The 20,306-nt window shown below is 61.5% G+C and carries 14 protein-coding genes and 3 pseudogenes; 10 read left to right on the top strand and 7 right to left on the bottom strand.

The window, feature by feature from the left end:
* The first annotated feature begins 125 nt into the window (after positions 1-125).
* The 5 genes and pseudogenes from dusB to ntrX all read left to right on the top strand — a co-directional run bounded on the left by dusB (position 126) and on the right by ntrX (position 7,309).
* Positions 126-1,106, top strand: coding sequence for a tRNA dihydrouridine synthase DusB (dusB, locus tag ACZ1HN_RS15330; RefSeq protein WP_472728127.1), 981 nt, complete (start codon positions 126-128; stop codon positions 1,104-1,106).
* Positions 1,103-2,194, top strand: a complete 1,092-nt coding sequence (locus ACZ1HN_RS15325; protein ID WP_299199091.1) for a two-component system sensor histidine kinase NtrB — start codon at positions 1,103-1,105, stop codon at positions 2,192-2,194. Before dusB ends, ACZ1HN_RS15325 begins: the two co-directional genes overlap by 4 nt.
* 3 nt (positions 2,195-2,197) lie before the next feature.
* A pseudogene (locus tag ACZ1HN_RS15320) lies at positions 2,198-3,558 on the top strand (response regulator).
* 101 nt (positions 3,559-3,659) lie between these two features.
* Complete coding sequence (locus ACZ1HN_RS15315; protein ID WP_472728126.1) at positions 3,660-5,900, top strand: sensor histidine kinase NtrY-like; 2,241 nt, start codon at positions 3,660-3,662, stop codon at positions 5,898-5,900.
* Positions 5,897-7,309 carry a nitrogen assimilation response regulator NtrX gene (gene ntrX, locus ACZ1HN_RS15310; protein WP_299699608.1) on the top strand — a complete coding sequence of 471 codons (1,413 nt, stop codon included), beginning with the start codon at positions 5,897-5,899 and terminating at the stop codon, positions 7,307-7,309. The genes ACZ1HN_RS15315 and ntrX overlap by 4 nt, the downstream gene beginning before the upstream one ends.
* A 92-nt stretch (positions 7,310-7,401) precedes the next feature.
* Here the strand turns inward: ntrX and ACZ1HN_RS15305 are convergent, their stop codons facing one another.
* The gene (locus ACZ1HN_RS15305) at positions 7,402-8,415 is read right to left on the bottom strand and encodes an ester cyclase (protein ID WP_472728125.1); all 1,014 of its coding nucleotides are present in this window, start codon (positions 8,413-8,415) and stop codon (positions 7,402-7,404) included.
* A complete protein-coding gene (locus ACZ1HN_RS15300; RefSeq protein WP_472728124.1) occupies positions 8,412-8,879 on the bottom strand; it encodes a hypothetical protein in 468 nt (155 codons plus the stop codon). The genes ACZ1HN_RS15305 and ACZ1HN_RS15300 overlap by 4 nt, the downstream gene beginning before the upstream one ends.
* A 147-nt stretch (positions 8,880-9,026) precedes the next feature.
* On the opposite strand from ACZ1HN_RS15300, the pseudogene trkA reads away from it, so the two are divergent.
* The 4 genes and pseudogenes from trkA to hflX all read left to right on the top strand — a co-directional run.
* Positions 9,027-10,400: pseudogene (trkA, locus tag ACZ1HN_RS15295) on the top strand (Trk system potassium transporter TrkA); the annotation flags it as partial.
* 3 nt (positions 10,401-10,403) lie between these two features.
* A complete protein-coding gene (locus ACZ1HN_RS15290) occupies positions 10,404-11,951 on the top strand; it encodes a TrkH family potassium uptake protein (protein ID WP_299741688.1) in 1,548 nt (515 codons plus the stop codon).
* A 127-nt stretch (positions 11,952-12,078) separates the two neighbouring features.
* Positions 12,079-12,318 (top strand): RNA chaperone Hfq, encoded by a 240-nt coding sequence (hfq, locus tag ACZ1HN_RS15285; protein WP_007119530.1) that lies wholly within the window; start codon positions 12,079-12,081, stop codon positions 12,316-12,318.
* On the top strand, positions 12,318-13,589 hold the full coding sequence (gene hflX / locus ACZ1HN_RS15280) for a GTPase HflX (protein WP_472728123.1): 1,272 nt from the start codon (positions 12,318-12,320) through the stop codon (positions 13,587-13,589). Before hfq ends, hflX begins: the two co-directional genes overlap by 1 nt.
* Positions 13,590-13,956: 367 nt before the next feature.
* Here the strand turns inward: hflX and ACZ1HN_RS15275 are convergent, their stop codons facing one another.
* The 4 genes from ACZ1HN_RS15275 to ACZ1HN_RS15260 all read right to left on the bottom strand — a co-directional run bounded on the left by ACZ1HN_RS15275 (position 13,957) and on the right by ACZ1HN_RS15260 (position 18,453).
* Positions 13,957-14,538, bottom strand: coding sequence for a pentapeptide repeat-containing protein (locus ACZ1HN_RS15275; RefSeq protein WP_472728122.1), 582 nt, complete (start codon positions 14,536-14,538; stop codon positions 13,957-13,959).
* Entirely contained in the window at positions 14,457-15,374 is a 918-nt protein-coding gene (locus ACZ1HN_RS15270; RefSeq protein WP_472728121.1) for a hypothetical protein, read from the bottom strand. Before ACZ1HN_RS15270 ends, ACZ1HN_RS15275 begins: the two co-directional genes overlap by 82 nt.
* Positions 15,375-15,445: 71 nt before the next feature.
* Complete coding sequence (locus ACZ1HN_RS15265) at positions 15,446-15,991, bottom strand: rRNA large subunit pseudouridine synthase E (RefSeq protein WP_472728120.1); 546 nt, start codon at positions 15,989-15,991, stop codon at positions 15,446-15,448.
* The gene (locus ACZ1HN_RS15260; RefSeq protein ID WP_472728119.1) at positions 15,988-18,453 is read right to left on the bottom strand and encodes a penicillin acylase family protein; all 2,466 of its coding nucleotides are present in this window, start codon (positions 18,451-18,453) and stop codon (positions 15,988-15,990) included. The genes ACZ1HN_RS15265 and ACZ1HN_RS15260 overlap by 4 nt, the downstream gene beginning before the upstream one ends.
* 110 nt (positions 18,454-18,563) lie before the next feature.
* On the opposite strand from ACZ1HN_RS15260, the pseudogene ACZ1HN_RS15255 reads away from it, so the two are divergent.
* Positions 18,564-19,437 (top strand): annotated as a pseudogene (locus ACZ1HN_RS15255) (NAD(P)-dependent oxidoreductase).
* A 127-nt stretch (positions 19,438-19,564) separates the two neighbouring features.
* Here the strand turns inward: ACZ1HN_RS15255 and ACZ1HN_RS15250 are convergent.
* Positions 19,565-20,131: a lipid-binding SYLF domain-containing protein gene (locus ACZ1HN_RS15250; protein WP_299198927.1), complete on the bottom strand. Its 567-nt coding sequence runs from the start codon at positions 20,129-20,131 to the stop codon at positions 19,565-19,567.
* Between the last annotated feature and the right edge of the window lie 175 nt (positions 20,132-20,306).

The raw sequence follows: 20,306 nt of genomic DNA, 5'->3' as shown, positions 1-20,306 counted from the left end.
ACCAGAAGTTATGCCTAAATTTTAGGCAACACGTCAGCCTTGAGTGCGGAAACAGCGTTGCAGTGATTGAGAAAACCCCGCACGTGCAATACCAGACAGTATCGCACAAGGATTAGGCAAACCGTATGGCCACTGGTCCCCTCGACATGACAGCCCCTGTGATGCTGGCCCCGATGGCCGGAATCACCGATCTTCCATTTCGGTCCCTCGTGGCCCGGTTTGGGGCCGGTATGGTCGTGTCTGAAATGGTGGCCAGCCACGATATGCTCAACGCGCGCCCCGGAAGCCGCGAAAAGGCTGAGTTGGGATTGGGGGCTGATGGCACAGCAGTGCAATTGGCCGGACGAGAAGCGGCACCGATGGCCGAAGCGGCCAAGATGGTCGCCGGGCAGGGCGCGCGAGTCATCGACATCAATATGGGATGTCCTGCCAAGAAAGTGGTGAACGGGTATTCCGGATCTGCCCTGATGCGCGACCCGGATCACGCGTTGACGCTGATCGAGGCAGTGGTGAATGCGGTCGATATTCCGGTGACCCTCAAAACCCGTTTGGGATGGGACGACGCCTTGATGAATGCGCCCGAGATTGCCGCGCGGGCCGAAGCTGCGGGCATCCGGCAAATCGTGATCCATGGCCGCACGCGGTGCCAGTTCTACAAGGGCAACGCCAACTGGGTTGCGATCCGCGCGGTGGTTGATGCGGTGAACATCCCGGTGATTGCCAATGGAGACATCGTGGACGCCGCCACGGCAAAGCAAGCGTTGGATCAGTCTGGCGCACATGGAGTGATGATCGGACGGGGTGCACAGGGCAAACCGTGGCTATTGGCCGAGGTTGCGCACGCGCTGTACGGCACGCCCGCACCGAACGTGCCCACGGGGGATGCCTTTGCCGAAATGGTAATGGCCCACTATGACGGGATGTTGCGCTTTTATGGCGAACTGCTGGGTCTAAGGGTGGCGCGCAAGCACCTAAGCTGGTTCATGGACACCGCATGCACACCCGCCGACCTGCGTCGTGCCGTCCTGACGGCCAAGACGCCCAAGGCCACGATGGATTTGCTGCCCCGTGCCCTGTGCCCCGAAACCGGGGTGGCAGCAGCATGACCGGTGCAGGGGATCTTTGGGCCTCGCTGCCCGTGCCGGTCATCATCATCGGGCCACATGATGATATCGTCGATATCAACTCGGCGGCCGAGGGCTTTTTTAACGCGTCCGCCAAGACAATGAAGGGCCTGCCGCTGTGGGATGAACTGGCCGTGGATGCGCCTCTGGAAGAAAGCCTCGCGCGGGCGCGCAAGAACGGTACGCCTCTCTTTGTGAATGACGTGGATGTGGGCCACGGTGGGCGCGCGCCCCTGCAATGCGCGCTGCAAATCGCCCCCCTGATCGGTGCGGCAGATCACATGGTGCTGATGATCTCGCCCCGCGAGCTGTCTGGGCGTATGACGCAGAACCATTCGGTCAAGTCTGCCGCCAAATCCGCCATCGGCATGGCCGAGATGCTGGCTCACGAAATCAAGAACCCGCTCGCAGGTATCACGGGTGCGGCGCAACTGCTCAGCATGAACCTCAAACCCGAGGATCTGGAACTGACCGACCTGATTGTTGAAGAGGGGCGGCGCATCGTAAAACTGCTCGAACAAGTCGAGCAGTTTGGCAATCTCTCGCCTCCCGACCTAAAGCCGGTGAACATCCACGACGTGCTGGATCGCGCGCGGCGCTCCGCTTTGCTGGGGTTCGGGGCCGAGATGAAGATTATCGAGGATTACGACCCCTCGCTGCCTTTAGCCTACGGCGACCCGGACAAACTGCTGCAAGTTGTGCTCAACCTGCTCAAGAATGCGTCGGAGGCCGCGGGCAAAGGCGGTGGCACCATTCGCCTGCATAGCTACTTTGAGCATTCCTTCCGCCTGCGCCGCGCCGATGGCGCCGGTCAATCCTTGCCCCTGCAGGTCGAGATCATCGATGACGGCCCGGGGCTGCCGGACGCCATTGCTGCCGACATCTTCGACCCTTTCGTGTCGGGTAAGGAAAACGGCACCGGCCTTGGCCTTGCCCTCGTGTCCAAGATCATCTCCGACCACGGCGGCTGGATTTCAGTCACCTCCGTGCCCGGCAAGACGGTGTTTCGCCTGTCCCTGCCGCGCGCCCCCAAATCTGCCCAACCGGGCCCTGACCAAACAAAGGACTAGCATATGGATGGCACCGTTCTTGTCGCTGATGACGACCGCACGATCCGCACCGTTCTGACCCAGGCGCTGACCCGCGCCGGGTGCAAGGTGCACGCGACCTCCAGCCTGACCACGCTGATGCGCTGGGTGGGCGAGGGCAAGGGCGACGTTGTGATCTCGGACGTGATGATGCCGGACGGCAATGGCCTCGAAATGCTGCCCAAGATCAGCGAGGATCGCCCAGGCCTGCCCGTTATCGTGATCAGCGCGCAGAACACCATCATGACAGCGATCCAAGCCGCCGAAGCCGAAGCCTACGATTACCTGCCCAAGCCCTTCGACCTGCCGGACCTGATGAAACGCACGGCAAAGGCGCTTGAGCAAAAGGCCCATGCGCCCGCAAGGGAAGAGAACAGCGACCGTCCGGATGAACTGCCTCTCGTCGGACGCACGGCCATCATGCAGGCGCTCTACCGTGTCGTGGCACGGGTGATGAACACCGACCTTCCGGTGCTGATCTGGGGCGAAAGCGGTACGGGCAAATCCCTGATTGCACGGGCCATCCACGACTTCTCCGATCGGCGTACGCTTCCGTTTGTCACTGTCACGGCAGCCGAGCTGCAAGACCTCGAAGGCCCTGCGCGGGTGCTGGCACGGGTCAAGGGCGGCACACTTCTGATCGACGAAATCGGTGACATCCCCGAGGAAATCCAGGCCCGCATCGTGCGGATGATGGACACGCCGGGCGAATATGTCCCACGCTTCCTTGCCACCTCGCAAACGGACCTGACCGCCGCGATGGAAGCGGGGCAGGTGCGCAAGGATCTGTACTACCGTCTGTCCGGGGCCACGCTGAACGTCCCGGCACTGCGCGAACGGGTCGATGACATCCCGCTTCTGGCAGAGCACTTCCTGGTCAGGGGGAAAAGACCGGCCAGCCGCGCCGAGCACTTTCAGACGCCGCAGCCGAGATTTTCCGCACTTATTCCTGGCCCGGCAATGTCCGCCAACTGGAAAACGCAGTCCGCCGTCTCGGGCTCACCAGCCGCGCTCTTGAAATCTCAGCCTCCGAGGTAGAGCAGGTGCTGGGCAGCCAACCCGAGCTGGAACCGATCCGCAGTGCGGGCGATACAGAAAAGCTGGGGGCCTCAGTAGGGCGCCACCTCAAACGGTATTTCGACCTGCACGGCAACATGCTGCCGCCTCCGGGCCTCTACCAACGCATCCTGCGCGAGGTTGAGGCGCCGCTGATCGAGATTGCCCTCGATGCGACAGGTGGGAACCAGGCGAAATGCGCGGACCTGCTCGGCATCAACCGCAATACGTTGCGCAAGAAAATTACAGATTTGGATATTGAGGTGACACGCCGCCGTAAGTTGATGTAATACTGCCACACAACCCGTGGCCGATGGGGCGCACTTGTCCCCCGGATCACTGGATATGGCGGTACGGCACCGAAGGTGCCACATCATCGAGGTCGGGCCACGTGGCATCCGGAACACGCACCAGCTGGTGGTTGACGCTCGGCCGTCTGCGGCGACGCAGACGGGTGCGCAATGCGGCGACCTTGGGCCTTGTGCTTCTCGGCCCCGTCCTCGCCCTTGCTACATTCCTTGTTCTTGGACCGCTCGATCAGGGTGCAAACGCCCTGTCTTTGCGGCTCGTTCTGCTTGCTGACCTTGTCTATGTCCTTGTTCTGGGCGCTTTGGTGCTGTCGCAGATTGCCCGTCTCATTGCGGCGCGGCGGGCGAAATCAGCGGGCTCACGGCTGCACCTCCGGCTTGCTGGCGTCTTCGCGCTGCTGGCTCTGATTCCAACCGTGACCGTCGCGGTGTTTGCAGGGCTGACGGTAAACATCGGGCTTGAAGGGTGGTTCTCTGATCGCGTCAGCCGCGTGGTCGGAGCATCGCTTGCCGCGGCCGAAGCATACGAATCGGAACAGCGGACCGACCTGATCACAGATGCGCGGGCGCTTGGACGCTACATCGATACGGTGCGCGGGGCGCAGGTGGTCGGTGACCGCGAAGTGCTAAGCGAAGGGCAGGTGCAGGTGCAACGCGGTCTGCGCGAAGCGTTCCTGGTTGATGGCACGGGCGAACTACGTGCCCGAGGCGACCGCTCTTACCTCTTCAATTTTGAACGACCCTCCACGGATCAAATCTCGCAATCCCTCGATACGGGCGGGTTGGTGATTCAGGATTGGACCAACAATGAATTCCGCGCGCTTGTTCCCTTGGCCAGCTACGTGGATCGCTTCCTCTATGTCAGCCGCGAGGTCGACGGTGAAATCCTGTCTCTGCTGGACGAGACAAAGGAAACGGTGCGGCTGTATCAGCAGCTTGAAAGCGAACGGGGTACGGTGCTGTTCCAATTCGGCCTTTTGTATCTGGGCTTTGCGGTCATCCTGATCCTTGCAGCCATCTGGTTGGGTTTGTGGTTCGCCGAGCGTCTTTCAGGCCCGGTTGGCCGCCTGACAGGTGCGGCGCAGCGGGTTGGGGCCGGAGACCTCGATGTGCAGGTGCGCGAGGAAGAAGGCGACGACGAAATCGCCATGCTGGGCCGCTATTTCAACCAGATGACCCGGCAGCTCAAAGGTCAGCGTCACACTTTGCTCGCCAACACCGAGCAGATCGAACGGCGGCGGCGCTTGTTCGATTCAGTGCTCAGCTCTGTGACGTCCGGGGTGGTTGGTGTGGATGCCAGTGGACGGGTGACCTTTGTAAACCGCTCCGGTGCTCAGCTTCTGAACTGGCAAGAAGGGCGCGAGGCTGTGCCACTTGCCGTCGCAGTCCCTGAATTCGCGGCGCTTTTTGCGCTGCTCAAGGCCGGTCCACAAGAGGTGGCAACAGGTGAGGTCAAGGTGACGCGCAGCGGTCATCTCGAAAACCTGCTGGTCCGAATGGCGACACGTCGCAGTATCGAGGGGCAGCTCGAAGGCTACGTGGTTGCCTTTGACGACGTGACTGACCTGGTGTCGGCGCAACGCATGGCGGCGTGGGGCGATGTTGCCCGCCGCATCGCACACGAGATCAAGAACCCGCTCACCCCCATTCAGCTCAGCGCCGAGCGGATCAAGCGCAAGTTCAGCCCCAGGGTGGGCGAGGACAGCGACAGCCTCGAACAGATGACCGATGTGATCGTACGTCAAACGGGCGATCTGCGGCGCATCGTCGACGAGTTTTCAAAATTCGCCCGCATGCCCGAACCGGATCGCAAAAGCCATGACCTGACCAAACTGGTACAGGATGCCGTGGTTCTGCAGCAATCCGGTCAACCAGGGGTAAATATCGTGGCCGATCTGCCCGATATGGCCATCTACGCCGAAGTGGATGCGACCATGATTTCGCAAGCCCTTACAAACCTTGTAAAGAACGGCGGGGAAGCTATTGAAAGTTTAGGGAAAAATGGATTTCCGAATGGGCATTCACCTCGTATCGAAGTTGCCATGCAGACCGGTCCAACCGGTGCTGTGATCGCAATTTCGGACAATGGTATCGGTCTGCCTGAAGATCGGGCGAGCTTGTTTGAACCTTACGTGACCACCCGGGACGAAGGCACCGGCCTTGGCCTGCCAATCGTCAAAAAGATCATCGAAGAACACGGGGGCACCCTGACCCTCGAAGATGCGGCCCTGTTCGAGGGCCAAACCCATTGCGGAGCCATGGCTGTGATCACGCTGCCCGTCATGGCATCCGCACCAGCAGTTGAGGAAGAGGAAGCAGTATGAGTGACATTCTGATCGTGGACGACGAACGGGATATCCGGGAGTTGATCTCGGATATCCTCAAGGACGAAGGGTTTACGACCCGGCTTGCAGGCAACTCCGATGATGCCATGGCCGAGATTGAGGCTGAGGAGCCTGCGCTGATGATCTTGGACATCTGGCTCAAGGACAGCCGGATGGACGGGATCGACATTCTCAAGGCGGTCAAGCGGGACAACCCTGGTGTTCCCGTGGTCATCATTTCGGGCCATGGCAATATCGAGATCGCGGTGGCAGCCATCAAGCAGGGCGCCTACGACTTTATCGAAAAACCCTTTAATATAGACCAGTTGCTGGTTGTCATTCGCCGCGCCATGGAAACCTCGCGTTTGCGTCGCGAGAACCAGAGCCTGCGTCGCCCCGAGGTGGCCCAGGCGAAGATGATTGGCGCGTCGGCCAGTTTCCGTGCGCTGATCTCACAACTCGACAAGGTCACGAAGTCCAATGGTCGCGTGATGCTGACGGGTCCTGCCGGGTCGGGCAAGGAAGTGGCCGCGCGTTACATCCACGCCAATTCGAACCGATCCGACGCGCCATTTGTCACCGTGAATTGCGCGGGCGTCGCGCCTGAGACCATGGAAGAGGTTCTGTTCGGCAAAGAGGGCGGCGAGCGTGGTGTTGAGCCCGGCCTGCTGGAGCAGGCGCATGGGGGCGTGATCTATTTCGATGAGGTGGCGGACATGCCCATCGGCACACAATCCAAGATCCTGCGCGTGCTTGTGGACCAGCAATTCCTGCGGGTGGGTGGCAATGACAAGGTGCGTGTGGATTTGCGCGTTATCTCGTCCACCAACCGCGATCTGGAAGAGGCCATCGCAGCCGAGACGTTCCGGCAGGAACTGTATCACCGTCTGAACGTGGTGCCGATTGCGGTGCCAAGCCTTGAAGAGCGGCGCGAGGACATCCCGGTTCTGGCAGAGCATTTCATCGACGAATGCAACGCGGCACAGGGTCTGCCCAAGCGTGATCTGAGTGAAGATGCAGCGGCGTTGATGCAGACGATGATATGGCCCGGCAACGTGCGGCAGCTCAAGAATATGGTTGAGCGGGTTTTGATCCTTGGCGACGGAACCGGTCCGATTGATGCGAAGGAATTGCCTGGCTCGGAGGAGCCTACCGGAGAAGAGGGCCGCGTGGTTCTGTCCGGTGCCCTTGCGACCTTGCCACTGCGCGAGGCGCGCGAGGCGTTTGAACGGGAGTATCTGCTGACGCAGATCAATCGCTTTGGCGGGAATATCAGCAGGACGGCGAACTTCGTTGGCATGGAACGGTCTGCCCTGCATCGCAAGTTGAAGTCTTTGGGGGTTGTAACCTCGTCCAAGGCTGGTGCGCGCGTGGCGCATCTGGATGAGGAAGAGGCGCAGGCAAGCTAAGCGCAACCGAAGCTCAAAATCTGTCCCCGCGGGGACAGATTTGCAAAATCATTTGAAATCAGGTGGTTGAGAATCGCAAAGGTTAAATCGCGTTAACCTTTGCGCACATCCAGTTGCGCCAGCACATCCAGCCCTTGCATGTTCAGGAAGTGCAGGATGTCGATGAACACCCAGTTCTCTGCCAGCTTGTCCCCGTCACGGCGATAGAAATCGACAACCCGCATGTCCGCCTTCCTGCCAGACGGTGGCAGGCCCAGATACGGGCCGGTGCATTCCATCGTGAGGTTCGGCCAGCCGAAGAAACCACCGTAGTTCCCCTCGGCCATACGGCAGATATGCCCGTTGAATGTGCGATCGCCAAGTTGCGTGCGGAACGGGCGTTGGTGTTGTTCGATATAGCGGTCAATCGTGTAGGTGGCCCCGATGCCCGTCGGCCCCCACCATATCATGTCATCGTGCCAATCCCGGGCCAGTTCTTCCTGCGGGAGGGGCGGATCCTCGGTCGTGTTGGCCCGCGTGATCGCGTCCATCATTGCATGAATACGGTCGAGCGTGGCCTGACCTATGGCCGGGTCCTGATTGTCGAACAGCAAGCCGTCATGTGTCATCGGTCCGGGCTGAACCAGCTGCGCGCCCGTCATGCCGGGCAGGGGGTACTGACCCGCTTGTGCCATCAGATGCAAGAGATCGACAAACAAAGCCTGTTCGACAATCCGATCATTTTCGACCCGCGAAAACTCTGCATAGCGGACCATGGCGATCTTGCGCGTGGGCTGAATACCAAGGAAGGGCGCATCGAACAGGCCCATGAGATGGCCCATGGATGCGACCCATGTGCCGCCGCCTTCATCCAGATGGTTGTGCCCGGCAAAGAAGATGTCCTGGCGCCGCTGCACACGTGACATGGCCGTCAGGAAGGGGGACCAGAACGTGTCAGCGACCGCTTGGGGACCGTGCTGTTCATGGAATGGGTGCATACCGCGCCACAGTGTGTCGGGCAGGAAATGTTGCGAAAGTGTGGTTGCGCAGCATCCGGGTTCGGCGCGCCCGAGGGCGGCGTGATGGGCCAGCACGACGGCTTTGGCCCGGGCGAGATCTGTGGTCATGATTGTCCTTGGGTAACGATGCGGAACCGGCCATCGCCGGTCCGAATGGCGCAACTGCGGGCATTGAGCCGGGGCAGGATGGTTGATGGACCGGGTGGGGCGGCACTTGCAACCCCTTCGGTACATGCAGGTATTTCGACGGGCCGGTAGCCAAGATCACCCATACACTGGCCCTTGACCCGTGCACGCAGATTGGCGTTGACGTCAACAGTGTAGACATCACCGGGTATCCAGTAGCCACGGCTGTAGCAATGCCCGTCCTTGTTGCAGACCCGGCGTGGAACGTAGATCGGTGCCCCCTGACGAACCTGGTTTGCAACAGGTGCATCGCGCACAGCACGCACGTCGCAATTGGTGTTGTCCCGTTCGAACTGGGCAAAACTGACGCCTTCCGCATAGTAAGTCGACAGCGGCAGGCAGCCGGAAAGCACCAGAGGTGCGAGAAGGGTGACGATGGCGCGCATGGTCCAATCTTGCCCAAGCTTGCCAGATTTGACAATTCACGAATGACCCTTCGGCAGGTTTTGCGCAAACGTTGACCCCCTGCGCCCTCTCTGTCATGCAAAGAGGCTGAATGTGCCGCGTTGCGGCACGTCAAAACGGGGACATGGATGAAGGTCATCATCTGCGGGGCTGGCCAGGTGGGGTGGCAGATTGCACGCCACCTTTCGGGCGAGCGCAACGATGTCACGGTGGTCGACAATGACCCCGATCTGGTGCGTCGTGCCACGGACACGCTGGATGTGCAGGGCGTGGCGGGCTTTGCCAGCTATCCGGACGTTCTGGAACGTGCCGGCGCCCGGGATGCCGACATGGTCATTGCTGCGACTTATTCAGATGAAGTGAACATGGTCACCTGCCAGGTGGCGCATTCCGTTTTCGGGGTAAACCGCAAGATCGCACGTCTGCGCAGCCAGTCCTATCTGACCGCCATCTATTCCGACCTGTATCGCCGGGATCACATGCCCATCGACGTGGTGATTTCGCCGGAGCGCGAGGTGGCCGCTGCGGCCTTGCAACGTCTGAGCGCGCCCGCCGCATTCGACACCGAGCTTTTCATTGATGGGCAGGCCCAGCTTCTGGGCATTGCATTGGATGCAGATTGCCCGGTTTTGAATACACCTTTGCGCCAGCTGACCGACCTGTTTTCGACCTTGCGCGTTGTCGTCGTTGGCGTGCGGCGGGACGGGGTGCTGTTTGCCCCTGACGCCTCGGACCAGTTGTTTGCGGGGGACGAAGCCTATGTCTTTGCCCATGTGGATGACGTGCCGCGCACCATGGAAGTGTTTGGCAAGACCATGCGCAAGCAAGAGCGTGTGGTTCTTGTGGGTGGGGGCAATGTCGGCTTGACCGTCGCCCGCGCGCTTGAACAGCGGGCGAGCCGCGTGCGCGCCAAGGTGATTGAGCGTAACCGGCGTTGCGCGGAACTGGCCGCCGAGGCGCTGGAGCGCACCATCGTACTGAACGGGGACGGTCTGGACGTGACCCTGTTGGCTGAAGCGGGCGTGTCGCGGGCTGACGCCATGTTGGCTGTGACCGATGATGACAAGACCAACATGCTGGCCGCCGTGCGTGCCAAGGCCGAGGGCTGTCCCTATGCCATTGCCTTGATCAACGACCCTACGCTGGTGCCGATGATGGGCCCCCTTGGCATTGACGCGTATATCAATCCGCGCGCCACAACCGTGTCGTCCATCCTGCGTCACATCCGGCATGGGCGCGTCCGGTCCGTCTATTCCATCGGGGATGCCGATGCCGAAGTGATCGAGGCCGAGGTGTTGTCGACTTCACCTCTTGCCGGTCAGAAGATCAACGAGATCGACTTCCCCGAGGGGGTTCTGGTCGGGGCGGTCCGCAAGGGTGATGACGTGATCCGACCCGTGGGCAGCACCCGCATCGACGAGGGCGACGTGATCGCCATCTTTGCGCTGGCCACCGACGTGCCAGAGGTGGAGCGCCTGATGCAGGTGTCCATCGACTTTTTTCTGATGCAGGGACGCACGCAGCCGCGGCAACCGTTCTGGGCCTCCGTTCTGCGGTTGCCGCTGTTTCTGCTGCTGATTGGCGTGTTTTCGGCGGCCATGCTGGTGCCCGCAGTCTACGGCGGTATCGTGCGCGATCTAGTGGCGGCGCGGGCCTTTCTGTATGCTGGTCTCCTGGGGCTGGTGACCTTTGCACTGATCGGTCTGGCGCATGCGGGCCGCGATCCGCGCCATGGCACCCTGGGTCCGCTGTTGTCGCTTATGAGCGCTTTTACCATTCTGCCGGTCATCCTTGCCGTTCCCTTCTACGAGGGGCTGCGCACCACCACGTTTCTGAATGCCTATGTCGAGATGGTGAGCGCTATCACAACGACCGGTGCGACCATGTTCGACAATCCGGACCGGTTGAATGGCACCTTGCATCTTTGGCGGTCGATTGTCGGCTGGTTGGGTGGGTTGATGATGTGGGTGGCGGCATCTGCCATTCTCGCCCCGCTGAACCTTGGGGGGTTCGAGGTGACGGCGCGGGCCGAACCAGGTCGCAGCGCCAGCCGTGATATCGGCATGACGGCCCCCGAAGTGCGGGAGCGTTTGGCCAAGGTGTCTGCTGTCCTGATCCCGATCTATGCCGGGTTGACCATGTTGCTTTGGGTGCTTCTGGCGGCGGGCGGAGATGCCGGACTTGTTGCCTTGTGCCACGCGATGGCGATCCTGGCGACGTCCGGCATTTCGCCGGTTGGCGGGCTGGGTGGCGGCGGCTCGGGCATGGCGGGAGAGGCGGTGATGCTGCTGTTCATGCTGTTTGCTCTGTCGCGTCTGACCTTTTCAACGGACACGACCACGGCGGAGTCCGGTGGGCTTGTGCAGGACCCGGAGTTTCGCATCGGTGTGGCCGTTGTCATCGCGGTGCCGGTTTTCCTGTTTCTCCGCCATTTCCTTGGGGCTTTTGACGTTGCTGCCGAAAGTGATGTGGCTGACGCGGCGCGGGCGCTTTGGGGCAGTGCATTCACCGTGCTGTCTTTCTTGACAACGACCGGCTTTGCCTCGGCCAATTGGGTGGATGCACAGGCGTGGTCTGGGTTGGAGACCCCGGGTTTGTTGCTGATGGGGCTGGCGCTGATCGGTGGGGGCGTCGCCACCACCGCCGGAGGCGTCAAGCTGCTGCGTGTTTTTGCACTTTATCGCAATGGCGTGCGCGAGATGGAGCGGCTGGTGCATCCGTCGTCTGTCAGCAGCGCGGGGCCGCGCGCGCGACGGCTGCAAAAGGATGGGGCGTTCATTGCGTGGATCTTCTTCATGCTCTTTGCGCTCACCCTGGCGTTGATCACCATCTTGCTGACCCTGACGGGCGTTGCTTTTGACACCGCCCTTGTCCTTGCGGTGTCGGGGCTGTCGACCACGGGACCACTTTTGGGGGTGGCTACGGACGCACCGATCGCATTGATCGAGTTGAACAATGCAGCCAAGGCGATCTTTACCGCGGCCATGGTGTTGGGACGCTTGGAGACGCTTGCGATCATCGCCCTTTTCACACCCGATTTGTGGCGCGGGTAGGCGGGCCTTTGCGGTAGGTCCGTAACGGACTGTTTTTTGGGCTGGAATCTTCCCAAGCCCCAATACATACTCCGTCCGGAGGGACGGTCTGATCCGCAGGCCTAGCAAGAAAAAAGGGTTAACCGACATGGCTTCGGACCGACAGAATTTACAAGATGCATTTCTGAATCACGTGCGCAAGACGAAGGTGCCCGTGACCATCTTCCTGATCAATGGTGTGAAATTGCAGGGGGTTATCACGTGGTTCGACAACTTCTGCGTCCTGTTGCGCCGGGATGGACAAAGCCAGCTTGTCTATAAACACGCCATCTCGACCATCATGCCAAGCCAGCCGATCAGCCTCTATGAGGGCGAAGACGCTTCTTGATGGGTGAGTTGCCGGAGTTTACCCGCGCCTGGGTGCTCCACCCCGATATCAAATCCGATCCTAACCGGCGCGAAGCGAAATTCGCGCTGGCCGAAGCCATTTCTTTGGCCCATGCGCTGCCCGAGCTTGAGGTGGTGGGCAGCGAGATTGTGCCGCTGCCGCGCGTCCGCGCTGGCCTGCTGTTCGGATCCGGCAAGATCGAGGAACTGGCCGAGCGCATCAAAGAGGCCGACGTTGAGCTTGTGTTGATCGACGGGCCGGTTACGCCCGTGCAGCAGCGCAATCTTGAAAAGGCGTGGAAGGTCAAGCTGCTCGACCGGACCAGCCTTATCCTGGAGATTTTCAGTGACCGCGCCGCCACCCGTGAGGGTGTGTTGCAAGTGGAGATGGCGGCGCTGAGCTATCAACGCACGCGCCTTGTCCGCGCCTGGACTCACCTGGAACGCCAAAGGGGTGGTCTGGGGTTTGTCGGTGGTCCCGGTGAGACGCAGATCGAGGCCGACCGCCGCGCCATTGATACTCAACTTGTTCGCTTGCGGCGGCAGCTGGACAAGGTGGTCAAGACGCGCACACTGCACCGCGCCGCGCGGGCCAAGGTGCCGTATCCGATTGTGGCGTTGGTGGGATATACAAACGCCGGAAAATCCACGCTTTTCAACCGCCTGACCGGTGCAGATGTGATGGCGAAAGATATGCTTTTTGCCACGTTGGACCCGACCATGCGGCGTGTCGAGCTGGAGGATGGCCCCGAGGTGATCCTGTCGGACACTGTGGGCTTTATCTCGGACCTTCCCACTGAACTGGTGGCGTCATTCCGCGCGACGCTGGAAGAGGTTCTGGCGGCCGATATCATTCTGCACGTCCGTGACATCTCGCATCCGGAAACTGAGGCACAAGCGGAAGATGTTCGCACCATCCTAACGGATCTCGGTGTCGGTGAAGGGCGCGAGATGGTCGAGGTCTGGAACAAGATTGATCTGTTGCCTGATGACGAGGCCGATGCAGTGCGTGCGCGTGCGGATCGTGACGAGGACGTGTTCGCCATGTCGGCGATCACGGGCGAGGGCATTGATGCGCTGCTGGCGGATGTGGCTGACACGTTGCAGGGCGCCGTCACCGAAGAGACGCTGGTGCTGCCCTATGCCGAGGGCCGCAAACGCGCGTGGCTGTTCGAGCAGGACGTGGTGCAGGCCGAGCGTCAGGGTGAGGACGGTTTCGAGTTTGACGTGCGCTGGACGGCGATCCAGAAGGCGCGGTTCGACGGGCTTTGACCGCCCCGGCGTACGCTGTGTTAACCTGGGCAGTCCGTGGTGAATTGCGTGGTCGCACGCCAAAGCAACCATGCCAAACTGCATATTTTGCCTAAGAAACTGCGATGTTTCGGAGGCCCGAAAACCATCCCAAATCGGCTGAATTCTGGAGTCTGCGCGTTTTGCGCCCCAAATTGCGTATTTTGCCTGCAACGGTCGCAAATGGTTAACAGAAAGGGTTAACACACCGCTTTCACATAAGAATTTTCAATGTGAACGGCCGGGCAAGGAATACGGTCTTGGGCCGTCGAACAGACGCCGTGGTGTCGCGCCGACCCTCACTGTTTTGCGCCGCCGCTTCCACATCCGAAGGCGCTGTGCGGCGGCATCAGCCATCGGGCGCCACGCAGGGGCTGGGCTTGCCGCGACGATCGAGCGCCATCGGGGTGACCGAGGCCACATCCCCCGGGTACACGCACAGCGAAATCCGGGAGATGTCAGCCATTCCGGTCGGCAGGTCGTCGGCCCATGCCCATGCCCCGGTCAGGTTCGTGCCCGATGCATCAACATCGGTGAGATCCGCGCCAGTCAACTGCGTGTCGATGAGATCCGCCTGAAACAGATCCGCACCTTGCAGGTTCGCATCCGTCAGGTCGGCGTTGCGCAGGTTCGCCTTGGACAGGTTGACCTCTTTCAAGGAGGCGAGATTGAGCGAAGCATCGGAAAAGTTGGCGCCGGACAGAAAGGTGCGGTCGAGCTGTGCAAAGAACAGCACGGCATCTTCGAAATTGGCCGCGCGCAGATTTGACGAGATGATCTTGACGTTGCCGAGGATGGCGCCGCGGAAGTCGGCGTTGGACAGGCTGGCGCCAGAGAGATCAGCGGCACTCAGATCGGCGCCGTCCAGTTGCGCCCATGAGAAGTCCAGACCTGCCAGTGCCACGTTGGCGCTGACAAGCGCCTGAAGCATCTGGCCCCGTTCCGGGCTGACCGTCGGAAAGTCGAATTGATCGCGCAGGGGCGCGTCAAAGTCGATATCGGCCCCTTTGGACCGCGCCAGAAGATATGGCGTGTTGCGGACGAGGAAACGTGAAACGCGTTCCCTGAGAGGGTCAGGAAGCCGGAGGGTCCGACGCGCGCCGCGGGGGCGTTTTCGTTGGCAATGATCCAGCAGGGAGATCGCTGTGATTCAAGGCAATTCGGATGGTTGTTTGCCGGATCGGTCACGTCTCGGATATCGGCCAGCAACTCTGTGAGGTCGCCAGCAAGCGCGGCGCGGCGTGCGCCTTCGATCAGGAGGCTTTGGGTGATGTTGGCGTCTGTCTGCAGGGTGATCCGTTCGTTCTGGATGTCGAATTTCTGGTTCTGTTCGTAGAGCAGGAACAGCGTTGCCGCCCCCACCAGCCCACCCACCACTGTCACGGTTGCGTTGAAGGAAAATTGCACGGCTTCGCGCCGGGCGAGCCACAGTCCGAGATTGACCATGGCGGCGTGACGCCGATCCTGGGGTGTCGGGTTGTCGATGCCGTCGGGTGTGGTGAAGTGGTCGATGAGGCCCGTGACCATTTCCGTTTCTGTCATGTGCTCTTGCGCGCCCAGCGTCTTGCGCACCCAGCGTCCGGCAAGCCGATAGCCTGTCCAGATCGCGATCAGGACGAGGATCAAACCCGCAAGCAGCATTGCGGCGACCATTGGCGCGAGGTCGCGTGTCGCTTGGACGAGCGCTGCGTTCTGGAACGTGGCGCTGAGACCAAAGCCCAGAGCCAGGCAGAGCAGGCACAAAAGGAGCAGAGGCAGGCGTTTCATAATGGCATCATGTGCAATGCGTGAAGCAATGCCGTGAGCCTATGCGCGAATGTCCCGTGCGGGCAAGCGTGTTAGCGCAGGGCGCGCCACTGACCCGGTTGCAGGTCATCAAGGTGCCAATCGCCGATTTGCACCCGGATCAGCCGAAGGGTGGGAAAGCCGACATGTGCCGTCATCCGCCGCACCTGGCGGTTGCGCCCTTCGGTGAGTGTCAGCTCGAGCCAGCTGTCGGGCACGGACTTGCGCACCCGGATGGGTGGATCGCGATCCCAGATGGTCGGAGCGGGAATGGCGCGGGCTTTGGCGGGTTTCGTGGGGCCGTCCTTGAGCGTGATCCCTTGGCGCAGCAGCGCGAGGGCATCGTTGGTGATCGTGCCTTCGACCTGTGCCCAGTAGGTCTTGGGGGCCTTGTATTTCGGGTGTGCGATCTTGGCCTGTAGTCTGCCGTCGCTGGTCAGCACCATCAGCCCTTCGCTGTCCCGGTCCAGTCGCCCCGCCGCGTAGACGCCCGGCACATCGATATAGTTGGAGAGCGTGGGGCGGGGGGAGCCTTCTGTCCCCTTGTCGGTGAACTGTGACAGGACGCCGAAGGGTTTGTTGAACAGGATCGTTGTCATTGCAGCGGTTCAAGTCGGGTGACCCCGACGGCTGCCGCCCGTGCGAGCCCTTCGTCGAGCGACATGGGGATGTATTCACCGCGTCGCCAGAGTTGGGCCAGATCGTCGTAGTGCCGGGACAGGAAGTGGCCGGATTGGCCCGTTGAGATGACGAAGACCGAGGAGTTCGGGTCGGCAAAGTCGTAGACGCCGCGATAGCCCGCGCCGTGTACGTTTTGGAACGGGTCGGGGCCGGTCCCCCTGGTCAGACCGCGCAGAAGCGTGTTGTCCCCACCCGATGTCGATTGCCGGATGTTGACGAAGTAGCGCAGGATCGGCACGTCACCCAGCACCTGATGGTCGTGGGTGGCCTGGTGCGCGTCACCCCAGCGCAGGCTTTCCAACTGGCTGCCGTAGGTTTCGTTGATTTCAAGCAGGGCGTCGTCAAGCGCGAGGCGGGCCATGTCGGGGCAGGTTTCCACCGGCGCAGATTGGCGTACGTCGCACCAGACGCCCGCGCCCTCCACGTTGCGGAACACCCGTTCGATGAAGAGCGGTTCGACATGCGTCAGCGTGTCGGCCATCGGCCCCAGTTCATCGCGGATCAGCCTGTCCTGCAGCTTGCGCAGCCAGGCGGTGTAGATCAGTGGTTCGGGCCAGTGTTCGTTCATCTCACCGTTCCATTCGGCGAGCAGGGCGAGGGCGCGTTGGCGCTGGCGTTCGGGCGTGCCTTCGGGGGCGGCTTCGCCCGTGAACCACAATTCCGCACCGATCAGGGGCAGCAGCGAGCGTGCCGTGAAGCTAACGGTGTCGAGCTGTGCTTCGATAAAGCTGTCGCGCGTGTGGACCTCGCGCGCCTGCATCAGGCGGCGCCAGCGTTGGACGCGCTGGGTGTCGCCCCAGACAAAGCTGATGTGGTTGGGGAAGGGGCGGTCGACCGTCTTGTTGTTGGTGTTGCCGAGGATGCCGCCCACGGGTGAGACGAAGCCGGGGTTGGAGGTGTAGGCCATGCGCCCCTGCCAGCGGTTCTCGGCCAGCCAACCGAGGCTGGGCAGGCGCCCCTGGCTTTGGTGGTTTGCGTCACGCTTGGGCACGGCGCCGATGGTTTTCATCGCGATCGATCCGCGATCGACCAGCGTGATGTTCTGGGCGGGCGCGATGTAGCTTTCACCTGCGGTGATTGCCTCCGCCACGGTTTGCGATTTCATGATGCCCATGGCGGCGGTCAGGGATGTGTCACGAGGGCTGAGGACTGTCCAACTGAGGGCTGCCACGTGGCCCGGCGGCGTGACCGTGCGCAGGTTGCGGAAGCTGCCCGGCAGGACCGGGCCATTGTCGGTCCAGCGCAGGGTGAGCGTGACCGGATCCTCGTCCGCGATCTGCAGGATGGAGTCGCGGGATTCGAAGTCTTTCCAGCCTGTGGGTGTGCGATACTGCGACGGGTTTTCGGGGTTCAGTTCCTCGATGAACACATCCTGATCATCGACGTAAGCCGTGGTCAGGCCCCAGCCAAGGCGGTCAGACCGTCCCGTGAGCACCGCGGGCACGCCGGGGATTGTACCGCCGATCACACCACCGGAGTCCAGTTCCATCCGTGCAAGGTACCAGATCGCGGGGGCGGAAAAGCCAAGATGCGGGTCGTTGGCCAGCAATGTGCCGCCTGACGCGGAACGCGCTGTAGCGGCGGCCCAGGCGTTGGAGGCCCCGGCAAAGCCGCGTGGTCTGAAGGGGGACAGGGGGTGCGGTTCCGCCTCGGCGGCGGCGTAGTCGTTTTCCACGCCGGGCACGAGGGATGCGTATTCGGGCAGGCTGGCGATGCCTTCGCCCGGGACATCGGGCAGAATATCCGCCAGCCGGGCAGGGTCTTCGAGCGCCAGTGACATGCGGGCGCGTAGCACTTCTTCGCTGAGGTGCCCGGAAAGCTGCAAGCCCATGAGCTTGGCCACGGCGATGCTGTCGGCGGGCCGCCAAGGGGCGAGGGGCGTGTTGAAGAGGAACATCTCGGGTGCGCCGCGTCCCAACGCCTCGGCATTGATCTGATCCAGCCGCGCATTCACGCCCGATGCGTAGGCTTCGAGCGCGGCGCGTGTTGCCGGATCCTGTGCCTCGACCGACTGGACGGACAGGCGGTAGAGATCGAGGCGGCGGACAAAGCTGTCGATGTCGACCGTTGTGGTGCCAAAAAGCTCGCTCAGCCGACCTTGGGCCGTGCGGCGGAGCATCATCATTTGCCACAGCCGATCCTGCGCATGGGCAAAGCCAAGGCCGTGGAACACATCCGTGTCTGTTTCACCAAAGATATGCGGCACATTGGCGTTGTCGCGCACGATCTCGACCGGGGCGGAGATGACGGGCACGCGCACGCGCGCATCGTAGTTCGGTAGGGAACGTGCGGCGAGGTAGTAGACCATGCCAACGCCCAGAACGACGAGCACGATCACCCCCGCGGTCAGGCGGACCAACCATTGAAACACCACTGCCATGCCGTCTGTGATCCTTGCCTTCGATGCGTTGACGCTTGGGCCACGACTGTTAGGTAGGCAAGCGAAGAAGCGCAAGCCAAAGGGCTGCGCAAAATGGCGAGGTATCACGGATGGCAAAGCTGGCATTTCTGGGCATGGGTGTGATGGGTGCTCCGATGGCGGGACATCTGCAAAAGGCGGGTCACGAGGTGACGGTGTACAATCGTACCGCGTCCCGGGCGCAGGACTGGGTGAATGCCTATGGTGGTGCCATGGCGACCACGCCGCGCGCTGCGGCCGAAGGCGCTGATTTCGTGATGGCCTGCGTGGGCAATGACGACGATCTGCGATCTGTGTGTCTTGAGGACGACGGTGCCTTTGCCGGGATGGGCAGCGGCACCGTCTTTGTCGATCACACAACCGTGTCGGCCAAGGTGACGGCGGAATTGTATGCGGCTGCCGACGCGAGGCAGGTCAGTTTTGTCGATGCGCCCATATCCGGCGGGCAAGCGGGGGCCGAAAACGGCCAGCTGTCTATCATGTGTGGTGGGGATCAGGGCGCCTATGACCGGGTCGAGCCGATCATGCAGGCCTATGCCAAGCTGTGCCGCCGTATTGGGGACAGCGGTGCGGGGCAGATGACGAAGATGTGCAACCAGATTGCCATTGCTGGCGTCGTGCAGGGACTGTCCGAGGCGCTGCATTTTGCCGAAAAGGCGGGGCTGGATGGCCGTGCGGTGGTCGAAGTGATTTCGCAAGGGGCTGCCGGGTCGTGGCAGATGTCAGAATCGGTATGAGACGATGCTGGACGATCACTTCGAGCATGGCTTTGCGACCGACTGGATGCGCAAGGATCTTGGGATTTGCCTTGATACGGCGAATGAGAACGGCGCGAGCCTGCCGGTAACGGCGCTGGTCGACCAGTTCTACAAGGATGTTCAAAAGATGGGGGGCGGGCGTTGGGACACGTCGAGCCTGTTCAAGCGGCTGCGCAATATTGGGTGAAACCCGGTCCGCGTAAGCGGCAAACGCTCAGGTGAGCGCGTTTGAGGGTAGAACGGGCGAAGCCCTGTGTTTTGTCGATGGGCGGCACTGTTTGCTGCGCAAATGCGCCCGCCCACCGACCCATGATTTAAGGAATGATCCGTGTGTATTTGGTGCCTTCGAGCGTGGCACCGATGCGCAAACCTGCACGGGCAAAGACGGCCGCCAAAACGGGGGACAGAGCCGTTGTTGTGTCTGCGGCCACACTGTCGCCCTGGTCGGATACCACGTATTCAAGATCCGCACCTGCGGCCCAACCTGGGCTGCGGCGGAAGTCTGTAAGGGCCTCGGGCGTCATGAAGAAGAGCACATGCGCGAATTGCTGTGCCCCGATCTGCAGGCCGCCGGACCCTTTGACCATCGAGTAATAATCGACCGTTACGTTATCAACGCGCAGTGCGCCCCGTCCGTAGGCGCCACCAAAGCCGAGGCCAGCCTCGGTCACCAGTGGCATCACCAGCATGCCATTGGCTTTTTGCGCCAGGTCCACCGTGTTCGGGTAGCTGCGGTACATTTCCTGCAGCGTGACATCCACGCGGCTGTCAATCAGCGCACTGCCGCGGCTGCCGACACCGTTTCCACATGCTGCCAACACGCCTGTGCTGGCCAGCGCCCCTGCGGCGAAGGCACGCCGCGAGATCCCATTCGTATTCATTTTGAACCGCCTGTATAGCTCTTGGTTTTGCGCGGTTTGGCCGCGCTTATGCGCAAATATACGCCGATTGCATGTGCGTGTCACTACGTGGTGATGCGTGCGCGGCTTTCTGCCGTGCTTTTTGGGGCTCTGCCCCCGGCCCTTGGCCTCCCCGGGATTTTAAAAACGAGGAAGG

The sequence above is a fragment of the Tateyamaria sp. GN1-10 genome, assembly GCF_055693845.1.
The sequence above is the reverse complement of the archived record's forward strand: the minus strand, read 5'-3'. Positions and strand labels throughout refer to the sequence as shown.

Bases quoted from the DNA above. Each gene is read 5' to 3' on its own strand.
- ntrX (WP_299699608.1), top strand. From the start codon at position 5,897: ATGAGTGACATTCTGATCGTGGACGACGAACGGGATATCCGGGAGTTG.
- ACZ1HN_RS15300 (WP_472728124.1), bottom strand. From the start codon at position 8,879: ATGCGCGCCATCGTCACCCTTCTCGCACCTCTGGTGCTTTCCGGCTGC.
- ACZ1HN_RS15270 (WP_472728121.1), bottom strand. From the start codon at position 15,374: ATGAAACGCCTGCCTCTGCTCCTTTTGTGCCTGCTCTGCCTGGCTCTG.
- ACZ1HN_RS15275 (WP_472728122.1), bottom strand. From the start codon at position 14,538: ATGCTTCAGGCGCTTGTCAGCGCCAACGTGGCACTGGCAGGTCTGGAC.
- hflX (WP_472728123.1), top strand. From the start codon at position 12,318: ATGGGTGAGTTGCCGGAGTTTACCCGCGCCTGGGTGCTCCACCCCGAT.
- ACZ1HN_RS15290 (WP_299741688.1), top strand. From the start codon at position 10,404: ATGCAGGGACGCACGCAGCCGCGGCAACCGTTCTGGGCCTCCGTTCTG.
- ACZ1HN_RS15325 (WP_299199091.1), top strand. From the start codon at position 1,103: ATGACCGGTGCAGGGGATCTTTGGGCCTCGCTGCCCGTGCCGGTCATC.
- dusB (WP_472728127.1), top strand. From the start codon at position 126: ATGGCCACTGGTCCCCTCGACATGACAGCCCCTGTGATGCTGGCCCCG.
- hfq (WP_007119530.1), top strand. From the start codon at position 12,079: ATGGCTTCGGACCGACAGAATTTACAAGATGCATTTCTGAATCACGTG.
- ACZ1HN_RS15265 (WP_472728120.1), bottom strand. From the start codon at position 15,991: ATGACAACGATCCTGTTCAACAAACCCTTCGGCGTCCTGTCACAGTTC.
- ACZ1HN_RS15250 (WP_299198927.1), bottom strand. From the start codon at position 20,131: ATGAATACGAATGGGATCTCGCGGCGTGCCTTCGCCGCAGGGGCGCTG.
- ACZ1HN_RS15260 (WP_472728119.1), bottom strand. From the start codon at position 18,453: ATGGCAGTGGTGTTTCAATGGTTGGTCCGCCTGACCGCGGGGGTGATC.
- ACZ1HN_RS15305 (WP_472728125.1), bottom strand. From the start codon at position 8,415: ATGACCACAGATCTCGCCCGGGCCAAAGCCGTCGTGCTGGCCCATCAC.